Annotated in this window: 22 protein-coding genes; 17 read left to right on the forward strand and 5 right to left on the reverse strand. The window is 34.5% G+C overall.

The annotated features are described in order from the left end of the window. Nucleotides 1-9: 9 nt before the first annotated feature. The 7 genes from V1468_RS06450 to V1468_RS06480 all read left to right on the forward strand — a co-directional run bounded on the left by V1468_RS06450 (nt 10) and on the right by V1468_RS06480 (nt 8452). Nucleotides 10-720, forward strand: coding sequence for a toxin-antitoxin system YwqK family antitoxin (locus tag V1468_RS06450; protein WP_331809418.1), 711 nt, complete (start codon nt 10-12; stop codon nt 718-720). A gap of 293 nt (nt 721-1013) precedes the next feature. Continuing rightward, nucleotides 1014-2201 carry a tRNA 2-thiouridine(34) synthase MnmA gene (gene mnmA, locus V1468_RS06455; RefSeq protein ID WP_331809419.1) on the forward strand — a complete coding sequence of 396 codons (1188 nt, stop codon included), beginning with the start codon at nt 1014-1016 and terminating at the stop codon, nt 2199-2201. A 432-nt stretch (nt 2202-2633) separates the two neighbouring features. Next, nucleotides 2634-4244, forward strand: coding sequence for a S8 family serine peptidase (locus V1468_RS06460; protein WP_331809420.1), 1611 nt, complete (start codon nt 2634-2636; stop codon nt 4242-4244). Nucleotides 4245-4602: 358 nt separating this feature from the next. Continuing rightward, nucleotides 4603-5544: an NAD(P)H-dependent flavin oxidoreductase gene (locus V1468_RS06465; RefSeq protein ID WP_331809421.1), complete on the forward strand. Its 942-nt coding sequence runs from the start codon at nt 4603-4605 to the stop codon at nt 5542-5544. Nucleotides 5545-5564: 20 nt separating this feature from the next. Then, nucleotides 5565-6059, forward strand: a complete 495-nt coding sequence (locus V1468_RS06470) for a hypothetical protein (protein WP_331809422.1) — start codon at nt 5565-5567, stop codon at nt 6057-6059. 176 nt (nt 6060-6235) lie between these two features. Next, on the forward strand, nt 6236-7615 hold the full coding sequence (locus V1468_RS06475; RefSeq protein WP_331809423.1) for an MATE family efflux transporter: 1380 nt from the start codon (nt 6236-6238) through the stop codon (nt 7613-7615). 417 nt (nt 7616-8032) lie between these two features. Further along, nucleotides 8033-8452 (forward strand): nucleoside-diphosphate kinase, encoded by a 420-nt coding sequence (locus V1468_RS06480; RefSeq protein WP_331809424.1) that lies wholly within the window; start codon nt 8033-8035, stop codon nt 8450-8452. Nucleotides 8453-8572: 120 nt separating this feature from the next. On the opposite strand, the gene V1468_RS06485 is transcribed toward V1468_RS06480, so the two are convergent. From V1468_RS06485 to V1468_RS06500, 4 genes are all read right to left on the reverse strand, one after another. Continuing rightward, complete coding sequence (locus tag V1468_RS06485; RefSeq protein WP_331809425.1) at nt 8573-9268, reverse strand: hypothetical protein; 696 nt, start codon at nt 9266-9268, stop codon at nt 8573-8575. A 156-nt stretch (nt 9269-9424) separates the two neighbouring features. Further along, complete coding sequence (locus V1468_RS06490; RefSeq protein WP_331809426.1) at nt 9425-10117, reverse strand: hypothetical protein; 693 nt, start codon at nt 10115-10117, stop codon at nt 9425-9427. Nucleotides 10118-10262: 145 nt separating this feature from the next. After that, complete coding sequence (locus V1468_RS06495) at nt 10263-11030, reverse strand: hypothetical protein (protein ID WP_331809427.1); 768 nt, start codon at nt 11028-11030, stop codon at nt 10263-10265. 122 nt (nt 11031-11152) lie between these two features. Continuing rightward, nucleotides 11153-11791: a hypothetical protein gene (locus V1468_RS06500; protein WP_331809428.1), complete on the reverse strand. Its 639-nt coding sequence runs from the start codon at nt 11789-11791 to the stop codon at nt 11153-11155. Nucleotides 11792-12034: 243 nt separating this feature from the next. On the opposite strand from V1468_RS06500, the gene V1468_RS06505 reads away from it, so the two are divergent. The 7 genes from V1468_RS06505 to V1468_RS06535 are packed head-to-tail and all read left to right on the forward strand — an operon-like array spanning nt 12035 to nt 16847. Continuing rightward, on the forward strand, nt 12035-12670 hold the full coding sequence (locus tag V1468_RS06505; protein ID WP_331809429.1) for a tetratricopeptide repeat protein: 636 nt from the start codon (nt 12035-12037) through the stop codon (nt 12668-12670). 16 nt (nt 12671-12686) lie between these two features. Continuing rightward, nucleotides 12687-14039, forward strand: a complete 1353-nt coding sequence (locus tag V1468_RS06510; RefSeq protein ID WP_331809430.1) for a histidine kinase — start codon at nt 12687-12689, stop codon at nt 14037-14039. Nucleotides 14040-14050: 11 nt separating this feature from the next. Beyond that, a complete protein-coding gene (locus V1468_RS06515) occupies nt 14051-14356 on the forward strand; it encodes a 2TM domain-containing protein (RefSeq protein ID WP_331809431.1) in 306 nt (101 codons plus the stop codon). 12 nt (nt 14357-14368) lie between these two features. Beyond that, nucleotides 14369-14713 carry a 2TM domain-containing protein gene (locus V1468_RS06520; RefSeq protein WP_331809432.1) on the forward strand — a complete coding sequence of 115 codons (345 nt, stop codon included), beginning with the start codon at nt 14369-14371 and terminating at the stop codon, nt 14711-14713. Between the two features lie 22 nt (nt 14714-14735). Continuing rightward, nucleotides 14736-15059 carry a 2TM domain-containing protein gene (locus V1468_RS06525; RefSeq protein ID WP_331809433.1) on the forward strand — a complete coding sequence of 108 codons (324 nt, stop codon included), beginning with the start codon at nt 14736-14738 and terminating at the stop codon, nt 15057-15059. Nucleotides 15060-15091: 32 nt separating this feature from the next. After that, a complete protein-coding gene (locus tag V1468_RS06530; RefSeq protein ID WP_331809434.1) occupies nt 15092-15847 on the forward strand; it encodes a LytR/AlgR family response regulator transcription factor in 756 nt (251 codons plus the stop codon). Nucleotides 15848-15899: 52 nt separating this feature from the next. Next, entirely contained in the window at nt 15900-16847 is a 948-nt protein-coding gene (locus V1468_RS06535; RefSeq protein ID WP_331810008.1) for a Fic family protein, read from the forward strand. A 2-nt stretch (nt 16848-16849) separates the two neighbouring features. On the opposite strand, the gene V1468_RS06540 is transcribed toward V1468_RS06535, so the two are convergent. Then, on the reverse strand, nt 16850-18034 hold the full coding sequence (locus tag V1468_RS06540; RefSeq protein WP_331809435.1) for an LETM1-related biofilm-associated protein: 1185 nt from the start codon (nt 18032-18034) through the stop codon (nt 16850-16852). Between the two features lie 141 nt (nt 18035-18175). Between V1468_RS06540 and V1468_RS06545 the strand changes: the two genes are divergently transcribed. The 3 genes from V1468_RS06545 (at nt 18176) to V1468_RS06555 (ending at nt 20766) form a co-directional block, all read left to right on the forward strand. Continuing rightward, a complete protein-coding gene (locus V1468_RS06545; RefSeq protein ID WP_331809436.1) occupies nt 18176-18832 on the forward strand; it encodes a DUF4331 family protein in 657 nt (218 codons plus the stop codon). A 20-nt stretch (nt 18833-18852) separates the two neighbouring features. Next, complete coding sequence (locus V1468_RS06550; protein WP_331809437.1) at nt 18853-19413, forward strand: DUF4331 family protein; 561 nt, start codon at nt 18853-18855, stop codon at nt 19411-19413. Nucleotides 19414-19488: 75 nt separating this feature from the next. After that, entirely contained in the window at nt 19489-20766 is a 1278-nt protein-coding gene (locus V1468_RS06555; protein WP_331809438.1) for a tetratricopeptide repeat protein, read from the forward strand.

Here is a 20766-nt window from a genome sequence, read left to right on the forward strand (position 1 = left end):
ATTTACAAAATGATTAAACAAAAAGTTTATTTCAGTTATATTTTTACAATTATTTTAACAATAGCGTATGCGCAAAACCCAGTAAATCAATTTGATAAAAATGGCAAACGTCACGGTATATGGACAAAAAACTACCATAAGACTGATCAAAAACGTTACGAGGGTCAATTTGTTCATGGTAAAGAAGTTGATACTTTTAAGTATTACACCCTTTCTAAGGGTAAAAGCGTACTAAGCGCTACAAAGGTTTTTAATCTAAAAGACAGTTTGTCTGATGTGAAATTCTTTACTTCTAAGGGGAAGATTATTAGCGAAGGCAAAATGAATGGTAAGCGTTACATTGGGCAGTGGGTGTTTTATCACAAAGATTCTTCAGCCAAAATGATCGTAGAAAATTATAATGACAATGGAGAACTAGATGGAGCTAGAACCGTATTTTATGAAAACGGTTTGGTGGCAGAAGAGACTTACTATACTAATGGTAAATTAGAAGGTCATTGCAAATGGTTTACTGAAGGTAATTTACTTTTAAGAGAATCGGAATATAAAAATGGTGAACGCAATGGCAAGACCATTAATTATGATGCTAATGGAAATAAAGTTTCCGAAGGTGAATATACTAAAGATTTAAAATCAGGTATTTGGAAGTATTACGAATCCGGAAAACTCAAAAAAGAAATAGACCATACCAACAATAAAGTCATTAAAAAGTATAAATAGATTTCAACTATTAATAAGATAGTTTTTAGGAATAGCAGTCTACTTTAGATTGCTATTTTTATTTGTAATTTTGCCGAAGTTTTTCAGACAATATAGTGAGAGACTAAAATTAAGTTTATAAATTTTTATTCATTCCGTCACTTCGAGTAAAATTCAATTTTATGGAATTTTGTATCGAGAAGTTTTTGAGTTATAGAAGATTCTTGACACAATTCCCATCCTTGGGATTACTGTTACTGAAGTGTGAATAAATAAATTAATTAAAGAGATTCCTGCCTGCGCAGGAAGTTGATATGAAACGAGTTATAGTAGGACTTTCAGGTGGTGTAGATTCTAGCGTTGCAGCCTATCTTTTAAAAGAGCAAGGCTACGAAGTTATTGGCTTGTTTATGAAAAACTGGCACGATGATTCTGTAACCATTTCAGATGAATGTCCTTGGTTAGAAGATAGCAACGATGCGATGTTGGTAGCGGACAAATTAGGTATTCCGTTTCAAACGGTAGATTTAAGCGTGCAGTATAAAGAGCGTATTGTAGACTATATGTTCAACGAATACGAAAAAGGACGCACACCAAATCCTGATGTGTTATGTAATCGCGAAATTAAGTTCGATGTCTTTATGGACATTGCTATGGACTTAGGCGCAGATTACGTGGCTACAGGACACTATTGTCGTAAATCTACAATCGAAAAAGACGGAAAAGAAATTAATCAGCTTTTAGCTGGAAAAGATAACAACAAAGATCAGTCTTACTTTTTGTGTCAGTTGTCGCAAGATCAATTGGCAAAAGCGTTGTTCCCAATAGGTGAATTAACCAAGCCTGAGGTTAGAGAGATTGCCAAGGCTCAAGATTTAATTACAGCTGAGAAAAAGGATTCACAAGGCTTATGTTTTATTGGTAAAGTAAGACTTCCAGACTTTTTACAACAACAATTAAAGCCAAAAGAAGGAGTCATAGTTGAGGTAGAAGATTCCCTTGAAGTTTATAACCAAGAGCAACCAGAGTTTACTTCAAAAGAAAATGAATTGGCATTTTTAGCTAAAAAACCAGAGTACGCTTTATCTGACGGAAAAGTAGTAGGCAAGCATCAAGGTGCACATTATTTTACCAAAGGGCAGAGAAAAGGCTTAGCAGTTGGAGGTACAAAAGAACCATTATTTGTCATTGAAACTGATGTTGAAGAAAACGTGATTTACACAGGTCAAGGTAAAAATCATCCTGGTTTACTTCGTAATGTGTTATTTGTGTCTAATGATGAATTGCATTGGATCCGTGAGGATTTAGCCTTAAATGAAGGTGAAACTATGGATGTGATGGCAAGAATACGTTACAGACAACCTTTAGAAAAAGCAACACTTCATAAAGTTGCTTCAGGATTATACGTGGAATTCCAAAACAAACAATCTGCTATTACCGAAGGTCAGTTTGTGGCTTGGTACAACGACGATGAGTTGTTAGGTTCAGGAGTTATTTCTTAATAATATTCCTGCGAAAGCAGGAATCTCTCATAAATAATTGTGTTGAATCGTCACTTCGAGTGATTCTGAGATTATCGAAATCAAAATATATTTTGATTGAAGATACCTAAGCGAGGCTTAAAGAATTGTATCGAGAAGTTTTGATATGAGAATAGTTCTCGATACGATTTGCTCGCGCACTCACAAATCACTCGAACTGACGATTGAGTTTCATTTTAATATATTACGTCAGTTCGAGTGCTTTTAATCGATTGCAATGAGATTAAAAATGTATCGAAAACCCTTTTTTGTTTTAGATTCTGAATCAAGTTCAAAAAGACAAGTATATATACACTTTATCAGTTCGAGTGTCCGGACAGCAATCTTCTAGATGCATCAAGAACACTCTAAAAATTCCCAACAAATCCTTAACTTGCAATAAAAGAAAAAGCTATGAATAGAACATTACCATTGCTTTTATTGTTCCTCATCACAATAAAAAGCTATGCACAAGAAGATGCTTGGGTTTATCTTACCGACAAACCTAATGAAGCTACAGCTTTAGCAAATCCAATATCCATACTTACTCAAAAAGCGTTAGATAGAAAACAAAATCATGGCATTGCCATCGATGCCAGAGATGTGCCAGTACATGAGCCTTACATTACAGCGCTTAAAAGTCAAACAGGCATTACAGTTATGGCAAAATCTAAATGGTTTAATGCTGTACACGTCAGAGGAACAGAAACCGATATTTCAGCATTACTAAATCTAAGTTTTGTAGATAATATCGACTTTGCCGATAATGGATTGGATTTAGGTTCACGTTCAGCAGCACATCAGGATAAATTAAATATTGAAGACGAGAGCATTGTGTTTACTTATGGAGACACTCAAAATCAGGTAGAGATGATTAATGTGGACGATTTGCATTTGGCAGATTATACAGGTGAAGGTATTACCGTTGCTGTTTTAGATGCTGGTTTTCCAAACGTTAATACCATGTCAGCTTTTCAACGTTTACGAGATAATGGAGATTTGCTAGACGGCTACGATTTTGTAAACCGAACAGATGCGGTTTATGATAATGTTGCCAGTTCTCATGGTACACGTGTATTGAGTACTATGGCAGCATTTGTTCAGGATGAATTTGTGGGAACAGCTCCAGATGCATCGTATTATTTGTTTATTACCGAAGATGCTACTGGCGAAAATCCAGTAGAAGAAAGTTATTGGGTAGAAGCCGCCGAACGTGCAGATAGTTTGGGTGTCGATTTAATTAATACCTCTTTGGGTTATACGGAATATGATAATCCGAATTACAATTATACACCTGCAGATATGAATGGTCAAACCGCATTTATTACCAAAGGAGCAACTATTGCTGGGGAAAAGGGGATTTTAGTGGTTGTGAGTGCTGGAAATTCTGGTGCCACAACTTGGCAAACTATAAGTGCACCAGCGGATTCTCCAGATGTGTTAGCTGTTGGAGCGGTAGATGCAAATGGAGATTATGTGGCATTTAGTTCTCAAGGTAGTGCTGCACAAGTCGGTTATCAAAAACCAGACGTTGTTGCTCGTGGTGGAGCTGCTTATGTGGTTAGTGAAAATGATGTCATTACCCAAAACAATGGAACATCGTTGAGTGGACCTATTTTATGTGGTGGTATTGCTTCGTTATGGCAAGCTGTACCAGAATTGTCACCAACAGAGGTGATGGATTATGTAAGGCAATCGGCTTCGCAATACACAATGCCAGATGATTTTTTAGGGTATGGTATTCCAGATCTAGCATTGGCAAGAACTTTAGGAGTAGAAGAGGAGGCTTTCAACAGTTTTAGCGTTTATCCGAATCCTGTGAAAGATGAATTAAAATTTAATATACCTGTTGAAACTAACAATCTAAACATTACCATTTACACTTCATTAGGTCAGGAAGTGAGAACAGTGAAGTTAGGCCAGAATGTTTCTAATATTAACGTGGCGAATTTATCATCTGGAATTTACATGATGAAAGTTTCTACACAACATCAATCCAAAACATTGAAGTTTATTAAGGAATAGAATCGAGTGTCACTTCTAGTGATTCTGAAATTATCGTATCAAGAGTTTGCAATCGAAATAGTTCTCGATAGTTCTGCTGAGCTTGTCGAAGTACAAATTTTATTCGCTATCGCAACTAAAATTCACTCGAACTGACGGACTAGGTTTAATTTTTAATTGTTACGTCAGTTCGAGTGTTTTTAATCGATTGAAATGAGATTAAAAATGTATCGAGAACTAATAGTAGTTAAATTCTTATTCTCGATACAAATTTCACTCATTTCCATTCGTGAAATTCACTCGAATTGACGAATTTTATCAAAACAATTCATTGTCATGCTGAGCGCAGTCGAAGCATCTTAAAAATAAATCATCAATAATGGCAAACAGAATCACAGAATTATTCAATATACAATACCCAATCGTACAAGCAGGCATGATCTGGAACAGCGGTTGGCGACTTGCCTCAGCAGCAAGTAATGCTGGCATTTTAGGCTTAATAGGAGCAGGTTCTATGTATCCAGATGTGTTACGCGAGCATATCCAAAAATGTAAAGCTGCAACCGACAAACCTTTTGGAGTGAACGTGCCTATGCTATATCCAAACATTGAAGAAATTATGGATATTATTGTTGAAGAAGGAGTAAAGATTGTATTCACCTCTGCCGGAAATCCGAAAACATGGACCAGCTGGTTACAAGAGCGTGGCATTACTGTGGTACATGTGGTGAGTAGTGTAAAGTTTGCACTCAAAGCGCAAGACGCAGGAGTTGATGCTGTGGTTGCTGAAGGTTTTGAAGCAGGAGGACACAATGGTAGAGACGAAACTACGACGCTCACTTTAATCCCAATGGTAAAAGAACAGTTAGAGATTCCGTTAATTGCCGCAGGAGGTATCGCCACCGGAAAAGCCATGTTAGCTTGTATGGTTTTGGGTGCCGATGGAGTACAGGTTGGTAGTCGTTTTGTGGCGAGTAAAGAGTCTTCAGCACATCAAGATTTTAAACAGGTTGTGGTAGATGCTAAAGAGGGCGATACACAATTGACCTTAAAAGAACTCGCACCTGTAAGATTGGTGAAAAACAAATTCTTTAACGATCTACAAGAGTTGTATAAAACTGCACCAACACCAGAGCAGCTTAAAGAACTTTTAGGACGTGCCAGAGCCAAACGTGGTATGTTTGAAGGTGATTTAGACGATGGTGAACTAGAAATTGGGCAAATCGCAGGTCTAATCCACGATATCAAGCCTGTTGCCGAGATTGTAAACGACATGGTGACTGAGTTTGAGGAAGCTAAGAAACAGGTTTCATCGTTTTAATTTAATAATTACAATGTCTCATGGGTAAACTATTAGGCAAATTTGATTTTGTCTTAATCCTTTTGCAATGTTTTGGATTACAGTTTGTATTTACAGGAATATATAGGTTGTATGTAGCCTACAATGCGGAAGAATGGGACGCACTTTTAGGTAAATCAACTAATACTTATCAAACTATTATAGAAGCACGTTTGGGTGAGTTTTTAACAAACGATTTGTATAGTAAGTTAATTATTGCGATCTCTATCATAGCTTTAGTTCTAGTTTTAAACAGAATATATAAAGTTGGTATTGTAAATAATGTAGTAGTCTTAATATTGACATTGATTTTTACACGTACCTTGTTTTTTGTGTCACCCTATTTTATTTGGAAGATAGAATATTTCAGCCAACTACTTGGTGAAAGTATTAAGTCTACTTTTTTAATGAGTGGACTCTTTTTTCTTGTTTTAGGCTTAGCAGTAATATGGAAATCTCTCGTTTTAAACGTAACAAGTAGACAGAATACACAATAAAATTGTGTTGAAAAATACGTAAGGTTACGTATTGACTTATCGACTTAAAACAACGAACTTCGCTTATTGTCTGATATAAGTCATTAAAACGGACTCATATCCAAATCGATAAGCATAACTCTTTTTTGAGAATAAATAATCCTCAAACCTAAACCCAAAACCACTACCTTCGCGGTATGGTTTTAAGTAACTACACCAGGGAATTTCAATACAACCTAAAACTGGCATCACCAGTGATGTTAGGTATGCTTGGGCATACCTTTGTGAGCTTTGTAGATAATGTGATGGTTGGCCAATTGGGCTCGGCAGAATTGGCAGCTGTGTCTTTGGGTAATAGCTTTATTTTTATTGCCATGTCTTTGGGTATTGGCTTTTCTACAGCCATTACACCTTTGGTAGCAGAAGCAGATACAGAGCAAAATTTCGTGAAAGGGAAATCGGCTTTTAAGCATGGGTTTTTCTTGTGTACGGTTTTGGGTATCCTTCTGTTTTTATTAGAGTTGCTTGCCAAACCGCTTATGTATGTTATGGATCAGCCTGAAGAAGTGGTAGAGCTCGCTATTCCGTATTTAGATTTGGTAGCCTTTTCTTTGGTACCGCTTATCGTGTTTCAGGCATTTAAGCAGTTTAGCGATGGCATGTCCTTAACTAAATATCCGATGTATGCCACATTAGTAGCAAATATTCTAAACGTGGCCATTAACTATGTGCTTATTTTTGGGAAATTCGGGTTTCCACAAATGGGTATTGTTGGTGCTGCAGTTGGCACTTTGGTGTCACGCTTTGCCATGTTGTTTTTCTTATGGTGGTTGTTGGCAAAACGTCACAGATCTAGAGCATATGTTACCAATATAAAGTTTTTTAAACTGAGTAAACAACCTCTAAAAAAGCTCACCAACTTAGGGTTGCCAAGTGCCATGCAGATGTTTTTTGAGGTGGCTATTTTTACTGCAGCCATCTGGCTCAGTGGTCTTTTAGGTAAAAATGCACAGGCTGCCAATCAGATTGCACTCAACTTATCATCCATGACTTTTATGGTGGCTATGGGACTGAGTGTTGCGGCTATGGTGCGTGTTGGTAATCAAAAAGGACTAAAGGATTATAAAAACCTAAAACGCATTGCAGAATCTATCTTTTTTGTTGGGTTTATTTTCGCTGTCATTTTTGCGTTGCTATTTGTGATTCTTCATAAAGCGTTACCGGAGTTGTATGTGGATTTAGACGATCCTGCTAATGCCATGGACACAGCTGAGGTGGTTAAAATCGCAGCGACTTTGTTATTGGCTTCGGCAGTGTTTCAAATTAGTGATAGTTTGCAAGTTATTGCGCTTGGTGCACTTCGTGGTTTGCAAGATGTTAAGATTCCGACCATCATTACCTTTATTTCGTATTGGGTGATTGGTTTTCCGATTAGTTACTATTTAGGCAAAGAAGATGCTTATGGTAGTTTGGGTATTTGGCTAGGCTTATTGGCTGGCTTAAGTGCTGCGGCTTTGTTGCTCTTTATTCGTTTTCATTTTTTGACGAAGAAGTTGATTTCGCAACAAGCTGAATAACTAGTCAACGTCACTTCGAGTGATTGTGAAATTATCGAAATTAAAATATATTTTGATTGAAGATACCTAAGCGAAGCTTAAAGGATTGTATCGAGAAGTATAATCAAATCTAGTACTGTATCGAGAAGTCTTGTTATCTAAAAGGTTCTCGATACTAATTTTATTCGCTATCGCAACTAAAATTCACTCGAACTGACGATTAAGGTTTGATTGTTACGCTTTACTTCACTTCGAGTGATTCCGAAGTATTGTTATCTAAAAGGTTCTCGATACTAATTTTATGCGCTACCGCAACTAAAATCACTCGAACTGACGAGACACTTTGTTAATTTATCATTAAACATTAAGCTTTAATTATGGCATGGCTTGATAAATTAAAGAAATGCATTACTTTTGCACCCAATTAAAAAATTACACATGGCAACTAACAGAACATTTACAATGTTAAAGCCAGATGCTGTTGAAAAAGGACACATTGGCGCAATATTAGAAAAAATTACAGCTTCAGGATTTAGAATCGTAGCAATGAAGTTAACTCAAATGACTAAGGCAGATGCTGAGGAATTTTATGGTATCCACAAAGAGCGTCCATTCTTTGGTGAACTAGTTGAGTATATGACACGTGGCCCAATTGTTGCAGCAATCTTAGAAAAAGACAACGCTGTTGAAGATTTTAGAACGTTAATTGGTGCTACAAATCCTGCGGATGCTGCAGAAGGTACTATCCGTAAGTTATATGCAGCTTCTATTGGTGAAAACGCTGTACATGGTAGTGATAGTGATGAAAACGCTGCTATTGAAGGTGCGTTTCACTTTGCTGGTAGAGAGATGTTCTAAGAACAGACACTTTATATAAAATTGAAAAGACCATCTGTTAGGATGGTCTTTTTTTGTTTTGTGATTTTAGAAATAGGCGAGGACAGCGCCATTATTTGTAGCCATTATAGGTATCAGTTTTTATTCGTTATATGGGTCCATTATATTAATCGCATTATGACCTTCTTTTCTTTCTTTATCCATTTGTTCTGGATTTATAAAAGCAATTATTTCATTAGAAACAATCGTATTATCTTCTAATTCCAATTTATAACGTAGCGTTGTTTTAAAACTTCCCTTAAAAATTGGTTGCACAAACTCCCAATATTCGTCTGAACCAAGTGTAATTGTATGATAACTATTTCCACACCAGCTAGATGGAAGATAAGTGATTTCAGTCCATAAGCCAACTTTAGATTTAACTTCTGCTTTTATGTCAAGTCGACTATCTTGAGCGGATAAATCAACATTTTTATCAGTAGTATTAATTAAATAAAGTGTATGGCCAATATTGTTTTTATAAACTTTTTGTAGTTTATTTTCGCTCAAATAAAGTCCAAACAATCCTTTTTCAAACTTACCATTGTTGGGTTTAGCTATATTCTCTGAATGTGCTTCACCATTTGATTTTTTAGCATTTTTTTCACTGCTAAATGCATAACAATTACCTCTTAATTGGAAATCAATATCTAAACTGTCTAAATGCTTTAAGCTGTCAGTTTCAATTTTTGGTTTTCCGTTATAAGCAATTCCATTTGATATATCAACTTTTCTTTTGCAATGGGAGAAACAAATCAATCCAATTATTATAAGTATGATTCTCAGTATTTTTTTCATTTTGATTTTGTCGAATTTACTAACAACGTGATTGTTAAGATTTGTTGTGTGTCTAAGTACCTAATTTAGCAAACACAAACTGAATAAAAAATCCGCGAGGATTTTCAGAAGTAGGTGATAACAAGTAATTGCTTTTAAGCATTTTAGCACCAGTTTTTATTCAAATTTATTATGGTTTTTAGTCCAATATTTTTCGATGAACTCCCATTTTCCATCCCAATATCCTTCTTCTCTGGGTGTAAATTTAATCTGCTCTAATTTCTGACCATTTACTTTGTTTATGTAAATGCCATTCTCATTGTCAATTCCACAACCTATACCTTTTATATTGCCAAAACGAATGGCTTTATTATCAATTATTTTAAACAAATCGCTATCCCAATTATTATCAGCGCATCCACTTCTATGGTACGAATAATAAAAATCTGTTCCTTTTATCTTAATTGCGGAGGGGAAATTTGTGAAGCCAACAATTCTTTCAAAATCATTCTTTTCTGGATTAAAAATCAAAAGTTCTTTGATTCCAGGAACATTAGTAAAGTAGTCTAATAGGATGTCTGAAAAGCCATCTCCATTAAAATCCGAAAATTCAAATTCTGCTGGATTATCTTCATGTTCATAAACAAGTTTTTTGTCGGAATTTATAATTGTGAAATTTCCAGGCCTTTTTATACAAGCTTTAAATTCAATTCCATTTATTGATTTTTTTTTGCAGTTTAAATAAAATTTATCTTCTTGAGTTTCCTCTGCTTGTTCAATCACTGATTTTTCCAATTTCCCTTTTTGTTCATTACATGAACTAATAAAAATTAGAACTAAAAATATTGATATGCTGATTGTGTTTTTCACAATGGTGGAGAACGGTTTTGTGTATTGCTCATTGCGGAAAAATCCGCAGGATTTTTTCAGCCGTAACCGAAAGATAGCAAATTGTAATGAAACAAGCGTAGAGAACTTGCGAAGCAATTCCGATTAGAAATTCCGCTGCAATGAACTATAGCCGATGTTGTGAGCTGGCTTTTTTCTGTTCGTATTTTGGTTTTATTTCGTAAAGGTCAATTCCTTTTGGTTTATTCTTTAATATTTCGTCAATCAATTCCGATTTTCCACCAATAAATGTCATTGGACAGTCGTAATCTGTAATTATAAACCAATCATTTCCATTTGTCGGATAGATTGCACTTGGGCTATCTCTAATTTCGGGTTCAAAGTCCCAAACTTTTGGTAATTCAGATAAATTTCCACGCAAAATTTTGTCCTCATTAATCTCTTTGGTTTTCATTAAAGTATAATAGAAGTCAGATTCCAAGTCTCCATATTTTTTAATCAATGATTGAGTGATAAATTCCAAGTCAGATAATTCAGCTTCTCCCTCGGCTGGATACCAAATATATTTTGGCCAATCATTGTTTCTTCTTAAATACTTATCCGCAATTTTTTCTTTTACTTTTTTCGCTGTTTCTAAATTAAAATTTTCGTCATAATTTTTAAAGAATTCCGAGTAAGTTAATCTTTCAAATTCTTCTTCTTTGACATCTTTTTCTCTTAAAAAGTCAACTGTTTTATTTAGTTCTTTTGCTTTATAGTTTATCCAAAAAGGATGTAGTAAAATCAGATATTTTTCAAAATTTGGCGGACTACACATAGCCTGTAGGTACCAAAAAAAATTGTCGTCATTAATTTTCACGTCAAGCTCAATTCCTGGTCCTAATTCAGCATATGGTTTAATCCATTTAGGTATGTCGTCTTTTACAAAGTTCATTTTTTCAGCTTGCTCACAACGGTCTCGGCTATGAGTAGTTGCGTGGTTTAGCACTTAACTTTGCAAGTACACACCAAACTGAAAATCCGCAAGGATTTTCAGAAGTAGGCGAGAACAAGCAATTACTTATAGCCATTGTTGTGCAACGTTTTTATTGTTTCTATACTGTTTTCCAGTTCTGTCGAAAGACTTTTTTCCATTCCTAGGTTATCTCCTGTCAATAGAATAACATTCCCAATAGCATCATAAGTTGTCGATTGAGAATTGATATTTGCCATTCTATTATTTATTGAGTTTTGAAAATTTGATTGGGAATTTAATTTTTTGTAAATCTTTGATATTTCCTGTATCAAATCAATATCCATACTTTGTAAAGTTCCGCTCATTTTTGATACTTCAAAAGCAGTATCGTCAAATTCCGTAAATCCATTCCCACTCCAGTTTTTTATATAAATAAATTTGAACTTTTTATTTTCAAAATAGGTTTCACTTAAAGCCTCATCAGGAATAGTTTTAAAAAGACTATCTAAACTTGTCTTAATCAATTCGTGATAACTTATTGTACTTTTTAGGCTTTTATTGTTGTTCTCTAATTCATTTATGATATTTTCTATAGCTTTGTTTTGGTTTAAATCAGACTTTTTATCAGTTTCCTTATTATTAAGATATATACCAAGAAAAACTCCAAACGCAACAATTACAAACTCAATTAAGTATTTAATCAAGTTCTTTTTTGTTACTATTTCCATCTTTTTACTCATTATTTTGTTAAATGTTGCACAACAAATGGATATACATATTACGTATATCCAGATTATATTTTAATGTATTTAGTGTTTTCAAATTTAACTCGAAAAATCAGTCTCTTATATACGTACCCTTACGTAATTTTTAGAAAATTACAATTCGTCATTAAAAAGTGACAATTCGGTAATTGCTATTTTAAAAAGCCAGTGTTGTGTAAGATATTTGTCTCGTAATCATAAAACGTCAATCAAAATATCATGAACACATTAGTAAAAATCGTAGTAATATTGGTTTTGAGTTTAGTAAGTCGCCAGGCTACAGCACAAACCAATTTTGAAAAAGGAATGTCTAAAGCTTTTGAACTTTGGGAAGCAGGCAAATGGGACGATGCCGAAAATATGTTTGAGCGCATTTCAAAAGCCGAAGAAGAAGAGTGGCTGCCAAACTACTACATTGCACAAATGAATAGCTTAAAAAGCTGGAATGAAAAGGACGAAACCGTTTTAAAAGCTCAGTTAAAAAAAGCACAAGAACATTTAGATATTGCAATGGCCAGAAGTGAAGACAATGCAGAATTGTTGGTAATGCAAGCTCAGGTATATACCAATTGGGTGGCTTTCGATGGTGCTACTTATGGTATGAAGTATGCTGGCAAGGTTGCCGAACTATACGCTAAAGCAGTGAAGTTAGATCCAACAAATCCCAGAGCAGCATATTGTAAGGCAGATTGGGGAATGGGAAGCGCTAAGTATTTTGGTCAGGATACAGAACCATTCTGTAAAGAAATTGAAGCATCATTAGAACTTTTTGATACCTTTAAGCCAGAGAGCGATTTTCATCCTAATTGGGGAAGAGAGCGTGCAGAACAAGTATTAGCTGAGTGTAAAGAATAAGTTATTTCAAAAATTTATGTCAAAGTCAATTAAAAATATTGTTACCACATTTCTTATAGGTTGTGTAGTCTTTGTATTAGGATCGTACTTTTCTACAGGATTTGATTTTGAAAGTGTTAATCGGTTTTTAATATACTTTGGTATTTATCAACTATACACTTTTGTTATCAGCTACGTTAACACTTTGGTCTTTGAATTTTTAGAAAAGCGAACGTACAAGTCGTACAATGTTATTAAACGTATTGTGTATGGAATTTTAGGGAGTACAATAGTAACTTTACTAACCATCTTTGTACTAAGGATTATCGTTCAGGTTGTCATTTTTGGAGATTCTTTTGATCATTTTATTGAAAATGAAACTTGGAGCGGTTATTCTTTTGGGTTGTGGATTACCTTGACTATAGTTTCGGTATTCTATGTTATTTACTTCTACAATCACTATCAAAAGAGTAAAATAAAAGAACAAAAGGTTATTGCAGGAGCTGCCAGTGCTAAGTTCGATGCTTTAAAGAATCAATTAGATCCGCATTTTCTGTTTAATAGTCTTAACGTGTTAACCAGTTTAATTGAAGAAAATCCGGATAGCGCGCAGAAATTTACAACAGCATTATCTAAAGTGTATCGCTACGTTTTAGAGCAAAAAAATAAAGAGTTAGTAACGGTAGATGAGGAGTTGAATTTTGCCAGAACGTACATGTCGCTTTTAAAAATGCGATTTGAGGACAGCATCATTTTTGAAATACCAGAAAAGGCTTCAAATCCTGAAAGTAAAGTTGTGCCTTTATCACTACAATTATTGTTAGAAAATGCTGTAAAGCATAATATGGTAACCTCGAGTAAGCCATTGCATATAAAAATTTATGAAGACGGAAATCACTTAGTAGTGATGAACAATCTTCAACCAAAACAAATTGTAAAGAAGAGTAGTGGAGTTGGTTTAGAAAATATAAAGCAACGCTACCAACTTCTTACAGAACGAAAAGTTTACATCAATCAAAGAGAGAAGGATTTTGCAGTTGCAATTCCGATGCTCACAAAACAAGTATCAATCATGAGAACAGCACAAAAATCAAAAGAGCGTCTTAACGACGACTATGTGAGAGCTCGCAAACGTGTAGATGAACTAAAAGGGTTTTACTATAGTTTAATATCGTATGTCTTTGTTATACCATTTTTAATTTTCATTTGGTATAGATATTCGCAACATACCATTCAATGGTTTTGGTTTCCAATATTTGGATGGGGAATTAGTTTAGCCTTTCAAGCCTATCGTGTATTTGTAGATAATGGTGCTTTAGGTGCTAAGTGGGAACAACGCAAAATTGAAGAATATATGCGTGAGGAAGATGAAAAAAACCGTTGGAATTAAAATTAAAAGTTATGCAAGATCAGAATTTAAATTACATAAAAGCCAAACGAAGAGTTGAAAAAGAGAAAGGGTTTTACACACACCTTATTATTTACTTTTTAGTAAACACAGTGCTTACTGTAGTAAAAGTTTGGGGATATTTTAATAGTTGGGACAGCTTTGTTGATGCGTTTTTAACCATTAACGTTTTAAGTTCTTGGACTATTTGGGGAGTGTTTTTAATCTTACATTTTGTGTCTTATAAGTTTGGTACAAAATGGGAAGAACGCAAGATCGAAGAATACATGAAAAAAGAATTGTCTAACGATTCACATTAAAAAATTAAAGAGATGGAAAAATATAGTTTAGAACCTTATAAAGATAAAGACGAGGTTTCAGATTTTAGAAAAGAAGAAGCATATTTAAGAGCAAAGAAAAAGGTCGACGCCTTAATTGGGTTTTACTGGCATTTTGCGGTTTATGTTGTTGTCAACGTATTTTTAATTTTGTTGATAGGACTTAACTCAGAGCAAGGGTTCAGAGGTTTTGGTCCATATGCTACAGCGGTTTTTTGGGGCATTGGATTAGTGTTTCACTTTATAGGAGTGTTTGGTCCAGATTTCTTCTTTGGTAAAGACTGGGAAAAGCGTAAGCTTAAAGAGTTTATGGACAAGGAAGAACGTAATTGGGAGTAGTTACCAATAAAGACAGAAGTTTATGGAATCTCACAATAATGAAGAACAAAAATTACTAAACGCTAAGAAGCGCTTAAGACGCTTAAAACTGTTTTACATTCACCTGGCAGGTTACCTTATTGTTGTGGCATTATTAGTATATAACCTTTACATTGTAGAAGGTGTTTATAAGAATGATATATTTAGTCTTAATCTCTCTGTATTAGTATTTTGGACAATGGCTATAATAATACATGCCTGGAAAATTTTTAAAGAAAAAACAGTGTTTAGGAAAAGCTGGGAAGACAAAAAGATAGCGTCTTATTTGAAGAAAGACGAGACTGAAGAAACCAAAATGTGGGAATAAAACTAACCAACCATACAAAATAACCATACAAAATGAACGTAATCATTATAGAAGACGAGAAACCATCAGCAAGACGATTGCAACGTATGCTAAAATCTCTGGATGTAGAAGCAGAAACAATGTTGCACTCTGTTGAAGAATCCTTAGAGTGGTTTCAAAACAATGAGCATCCAGATTTAATCTTTTTGGATATACAATTGAGCGATGGGCTTTCTTTTGAGATTTTTGAAACCTTGGATATAAATTCTGCTGTTATTTTTACCACAGCTTATGATGAATATGCGCTTCAGGCTTTTAAACTCAACAGTATAGATTATCTGTTAAAACCAATTGACGATGACGATCTAAGAAATGCGGTCAACAAGTTTAAAGGAAGAACACCACAAAAACAAGCTGTAACCTTAGATTTTAATGATATCAAGAAGTTGTTAGTCAACCCAATAGAGCGTGAATATAAAAAGCGTTTTTCGGTAAAAGTTGGCCAACACCTAAAGCTTATTAATATTGAAGATATAGAGTGCATCTATAGCGAAAATAAAGGAACATATGCGTATACTAATGAAAGTAGAAACTACCTTTTAGACTTAACTCTAGATCAGCTAGAAGAAGAGTTAGAGCCACATGTGTTCTTTAGGGTAAGCCGAAAATTTTATGTAAACATCAATGCAATAAAAGATATCATTAGCTATACCAACTCCAGATTGCAAATTAAGCTCAGTCACTTTAATGAGCAAGATATTATTGTAGCCAGAGAGCGCGTAAAGGATTTTAAAAACTGGTTAGAGTAAAAAATCGGATAAAAGGTTTTTTAAATATATCCGATAATTGTACCTTTGTGATGTGTGGGATGTAGATACAAAATATAGGCAAGATTTAGAACAGACCTTTGCAAGGTTGTTAGATAAGCTCGAGGTTTTAAATGTGGCAAGACCTTTGCCTAATATTGTATTGCAAAATATAAAAGAAGCTTTTCTTGTAGAGTGGACCTATAACAGTAACAGTATTGAAGGCAATACCTTAAGTTTAAGAGAAACACAAATGGTGCTTCAAGAAGGAATAACCGTAAAAGGAAAATCTCTACGAGAGCATTTTGAAGCTAAAAACCACGAGTTTGCCATTCTTAAATTATATCAATTAGTTAAAGACGATTATGTCTTAAACGCTAAAGATATCTTAGATCTTCATGGTTTGGTTTTACGTTCTATAGAAGATGAGTATGCTGGTAGATTGCGTAACGGAGGAGTTCGCATATCTGGTGCTAATTTTGTGCCACCAAATGCTCGTAAAGTTTCAGAGTATCTAGACGATTTAATAGATTATATTAATACCAATCCTCAAGGGTTAAACCCTGTAGAGTTGGCTACTGTTTTTCATCACAAATTTGTATGGATTCATCCTTTCTTTGATGGTAATGGTCGTACTGTTCGTTTGGTTATGAATTTGCTGTTAATGCGTTGTGGTTTTCCGCCTGCAATCATTCTGGCTAATGATAGAGCTAAGTATTATGCCGCACTAAACCAGGCTAATAATGGTAATTATGCTAAGTTAATGTTGCTAATGTGCCAAGCTACAGAGCGCTCATTAAACATTTACTTGAGTGCTATTCCTGGTTCAGATAAAGATTATCAAGCTATTTCATCTATTGTAGAAGAGCCAGAGATTCCTTATGGTCAAGAGTATGTTAGTTTATTAGCAAGACAAGGAAAAATTGATGCTCACAAAGAAGGTAGAAACTGGTATACTACAAAAGAAGCAGTACTCAATTACATACAGAATAAAGGGAAATAGGTTTAATCTTCGTCTTCCTCTTCAATTCTATTATCATCAAAAGCAGAAGGCAATAATTTTGGAATTATTTTTACAAAAAGAGGCAATAAAATAGCACCACCTGGTAGCATAAAAATAGCCAAACTTGGTATAGATTTAAAAATATCTAGTAGTTGTTGCTGTATCTTTTTTTGCTCATCGTCATTGAGTGTTCTGTAGGTAGAAGCGGTTAAAAGTTTCATAGCTTCTTTACTCTCAGACAATTCTTTTAGAAGACGTTTTTTGTTACGATTAACAAGTTTAGATACAAGCTTACTGCTATTGTCATAAAAACTCTGCGCTAAGTTTTTAGAACTCAAAAACGCAACTTCTTCCTTGTGCTCATCATAAAAAGTGTTTATAGATTCAATGGATTTGTCAATGGCCTCTTGTTCTAAGTTGAGGTCATTTTTCATTTTATTTAGAAAGTTCTGTTCAGCAGTATCAATGACTTTATCACTCCACGATGCCATACAAACCAAATCTACAAGGTATTGCTTTTCTAAAGGATGATTTATAAGTTTAATTACATCATCATAGGTGTTGATATCTGTATCTTTTTGACGCATGGAGCTTTCAAAAAGCTTCATTAAATTTTCGTCGTAATCAGACTTCTTAGATTTAGTGTCCATTACAGAAATGACTACAGATTCTAGAGCAGACTCTAAGTTGTTTACGTAGGTCTTAATGTCTTTTTTTCCATTTAAAAAATGAATATACCCTAAGACATCTATAAAAAGTAAGGCATTAACTAAAAAGTAGTTGAAGCTCTTAGAAATAAAATTATCATCTATATGAATGCGCTTGTGAATCATTTTTTCCAGCAATTTATCACCAGAAGATTCGCCAAAAAGCTCTTCAAAAAAAGAACGTTCGTTTTCACCAACAGTTTTGTAATAAGTCACAAGCTTATCTATAAAAGTATCGTTAGAATGTCCTTCACTTAAATGAATATGATAAAAACAAAGAAGCAGATTTATTTTGCTTCGTTCTTCTTCTGTAAAATCAAAAGATTGATCTATAAATTTTAAAGTAGAAATATTACTGCCATAAATAAAACCTGTTTGTCTTAGTTTTTCATAAAATTCTAAGGTGTCTATATCAGCCAGATTGTTGTCTGATATGTCTTTTAATAGTTTTTTTATCCAGCCTTTTGCTGATGGGTTCATGGCACTGTTATTATGATATAAAGATACTTTTTATATCCAAAAAACAACCACATTTCAAACTTTTTGAAAAAAATATAAAACCGCCTTATTCATTTTTCCGTAGGTAGAACAGAGACACAATAATTAACAAAATCTCAAATTATGAAAAACACAAAATTTTTAATGGCAGCAGCAATTGTAGCAATTGCAACTTTTGTTGCTATTGCAGCAGATCATATCGATGCACCTGCTGTACAAGGTGGTACTAGCGATATCACAGATTTTTATGCCTTTCAAGGTGAAAACACATCAAATATTGCTTTTGTAGCAAACGTACAAGGACTTTTGGGTTCTGGTAGCGATACACAAAATGCAGCTTTTGATGAAAACGTATTAATCGAATTCAACATTGATAATACAGGAGACAATGTAGAAGATTTAGTAATTCAGGCCATTGCCAGAGATGGGAAAATGTATGTTTTTGGTCCTACAGCGCCTTCTCAAACAGGTTTAAATAGCACCATTGCAAGTAATGCAACCAATCAACTTTCTGTAGATATTACACCTTACGGACAATCTGCAATTGTAGAAAGTTCTGGTGGAATGATGGCTTTTGCTGGCCCAAGAGATGATCCGTTTTTTATGGACTTTGCACAATACGGACAAATTATAGCAGGTAATGCTACAAGTTTTAATAATCCTGGTGCAGACACCTTTGCAGGTACTAATGTGCTTTCTGTTGTGATTGAGGTTCCTAAATCTGCGATTGGTGGTTCAGGTACAATAAATACTTGGGTAGAATCTAAAAGAAGACAATAACAAACTTAAAATTTACGATGATGAAAACTAATAATATAAAACTATATGCTATTGCAATGCTAATGTCTTTAGTGGCATTAAATTGTAATAATGATGACGACTCAATCTCGCAGCCAATGGGACCTGATTTCTCAGGAACTTACGCGCAGCAAGACCAAATGGGAAGACCTGCTGTAAATACAGTATTTGTGTCTTCTGGTATGAAAGATGCTTTTAATACCACGACACCTTCTGACCAAGGTGCAGCTTTCCAAGCAATGTTCCAAAATAATTTAGAAGGCTTAAGTCCTGCATATGCAAATCCTGGTGATACTAATGCTTTAGGTTTAGATGCAGCAACCTTTACTGGATTGTTAGCAACAGATGTGCTTAATGTGTCTTTAGATGGCACAACAACATTTTATGATGGTACTAATGTGTTAACAGGGAGAGCATTAGCAGATGATGTTATAACCGTTGAGTTATTACTGATTTTTGGTGGTGAGGATTTCTCAGAAAATCCAGGTTTATCTAATGATAATGTAGATGCCAATGACAAGACGTTTTTAACGTCTTTCCCTTACTTAGCTTCGCCTTGGTAAGATACTGAACCCAATTCCTGAGGTAGATTATTTATCTGCTTCAGGAATATTTTTAACAACAAAAACTCGCAAACCATGATACTCAAAAAACTCCTTCCCCTCACTATAGTGTTGCTATTGTTAGGCTGTGGTAAAAACACAGTAACAAATAGTAACGATTATTCAAAATACCTTTCAGAAAAGGCAGACAAATCAGCGCTTATAGCTAACGCTCAGCAATGGACAGATAAGCTTAACGAAAACCCAAATCAATATCCTTATTTAGGAAAACGCGCAGCTGCTTATACTACAGTTTTTGACGCTACAGGAGATATAGATTATCTAATAAAAGCAGAAAAAGACTTAAAACAAGCCGTTGAAATTACTAAAGGAAAAACCACATCATACCTAAAAAGTTTAGCCTCAAATTACATTTCTCAACATAGATTTAAAGAAGCGCTTAAATTATTGAAACTAGCAGAAGAAAATGGAGATAAATTAACAGGGACTCAAAAAATGCTTTTTGATGTGCATCTTGAGTTAGGAAATTATTTAACTGCTGAATCCTATTTGAAGGATATTAAAAATATGTCTGACTTCGATTACCTAATTCGCTTGGCAAAATGGGAAGATCATAAAGGGAATTTAGAAGGTGCTATTACTAATATGGAAAAAGCAAAAGCTATAGCTGAAGCATCTAATCTAAAAGGTGTGAAACAGTGGTCTTATACTAACCTTGCAGACTTTTATGGTCATGCAGGTGAAATAGAAAAATCTTACAATCTTTATTTAAAAGCTCTAGCGCTAGACCCTACAGATGCGTATGCAAAAAAAGGTATTGCATGGATCACTTTTTCTTATGAAAATAATCCTATTATTGCGCAAAATATAATAGACTCTGTGAAGACATATTACACTGCACCTGATTATGAGTTGTTAATAGCAGAAATAGCAGAGTATAATGAAGACGAATCAGCTAAAAATGCTGCTATAGGTCGCTACAATGATATGGTAAGAGACAAAAATTATGGTGACATGTATAACGCTTATAATGTTATAATGTATACAGATGAAATGTTATTACCTGAGCGCGCCATAGAGGTAGCAGAGCTTGAGGTAAAAAACAGACCCACACCACAATCTTACGATTTATTAGCTTGGAGTTATTTTAAAAAAGGAAACATAGAAAAGGCAAATGCAATCATAGAAAAGCATGTAGAAGGACAGACTTTTGAGCCAGCTGTTTTGTACCACATTGCAGAGATCTACAAAGCGGTGGGCAAAACAGATCAAGTTTCAGAATTAAAAAATGAGTTGGTCGCCAGTCTCTATGAACTTGGGCCTACAATGGAATCTAAAATCAATCAATTATAA

This window comes from Winogradskyella poriferorum (assembly GCF_036553625.1).
Lineage (GTDB): Bacteria > Bacteroidota > Bacteroidia > Flavobacteriales > Flavobacteriaceae > Winogradskyella > Winogradskyella poriferorum.

Coding starts and splice junctions, on each gene's coding strand:
- V1468_RS06545 (WP_331809436.1), top strand. CDS start 18,176: ATGAAAAACACAAAATTTTTAATGGCAGCAGCAATTGTAGCAATTGCA.
- V1468_RS06525 (WP_331809433.1), top strand. CDS start 14,736: ATGGAATCTCACAATAATGAAGAACAAAAATTACTAAACGCTAAGAAG.
- V1468_RS06460 (WP_331809420.1), top strand. CDS start 2,634: ATGAATAGAACATTACCATTGCTTTTATTGTTCCTCATCACAATAAAA.
- V1468_RS06530 (WP_331809434.1), top strand. CDS start 15,092: ATGAACGTAATCATTATAGAAGACGAGAAACCATCAGCAAGACGATTG.
- V1468_RS06550 (WP_331809437.1), top strand. CDS start 18,853: ATGAAAACTAATAATATAAAACTATATGCTATTGCAATGCTAATGTCT.
- V1468_RS06555 (WP_331809438.1), top strand. CDS start 19,489: ATGATACTCAAAAAACTCCTTCCCCTCACTATAGTGTTGCTATTGTTA.
- mnmA (WP_331809419.1), top strand. CDS start 1,014: ATGAAACGAGTTATAGTAGGACTTTCAGGTGGTGTAGATTCTAGCGTT.
- V1468_RS06520 (WP_331809432.1), top strand. CDS start 14,369: ATGGAAAAATATAGTTTAGAACCTTATAAAGATAAAGACGAGGTTTCA.
- V1468_RS06485 (WP_331809425.1), bottom strand. CDS start 9,268: ATGAAAAAAATACTGAGAATCATACTTATAATAATTGGATTGATTTGT.
- V1468_RS06480 (WP_331809424.1), top strand. CDS start 8,033: ATGGCAACTAACAGAACATTTACAATGTTAAAGCCAGATGCTGTTGAA.
- V1468_RS06515 (WP_331809431.1), top strand. CDS start 14,051: ATGCAAGATCAGAATTTAAATTACATAAAAGCCAAACGAAGAGTTGAA.
- V1468_RS06505 (WP_331809429.1), top strand. CDS start 12,035: ATGAACACATTAGTAAAAATCGTAGTAATATTGGTTTTGAGTTTAGTA.
- V1468_RS06450 (WP_331809418.1), top strand. CDS start 10: ATGATTAAACAAAAAGTTTATTTCAGTTATATTTTTACAATTATTTTA.
- V1468_RS06475 (WP_331809423.1), top strand. CDS start 6,236: ATGGTTTTAAGTAACTACACCAGGGAATTTCAATACAACCTAAAACTG.
- V1468_RS06540 (WP_331809435.1), bottom strand. CDS start 18,034: ATGAACCCATCAGCAAAAGGCTGGATAAAAAAACTATTAAAAGACATA.
- V1468_RS06465 (WP_331809421.1), top strand. CDS start 4,603: ATGGCAAACAGAATCACAGAATTATTCAATATACAATACCCAATCGTA.
- V1468_RS06470 (WP_331809422.1), top strand. CDS start 5,565: ATGGGTAAACTATTAGGCAAATTTGATTTTGTCTTAATCCTTTTGCAA.
- V1468_RS06510 (WP_331809430.1), top strand. CDS start 12,687: ATGTCAAAGTCAATTAAAAATATTGTTACCACATTTCTTATAGGTTGT.
- V1468_RS06500 (WP_331809428.1), bottom strand. CDS start 11,791: ATGAGTAAAAAGATGGAAATAGTAACAAAAAAGAACTTGATTAAATAC.
- V1468_RS06495 (WP_331809427.1), bottom strand. CDS start 11,030: ATGAACTTTGTAAAAGACGACATACCTAAATGGATTAAACCATATGCT.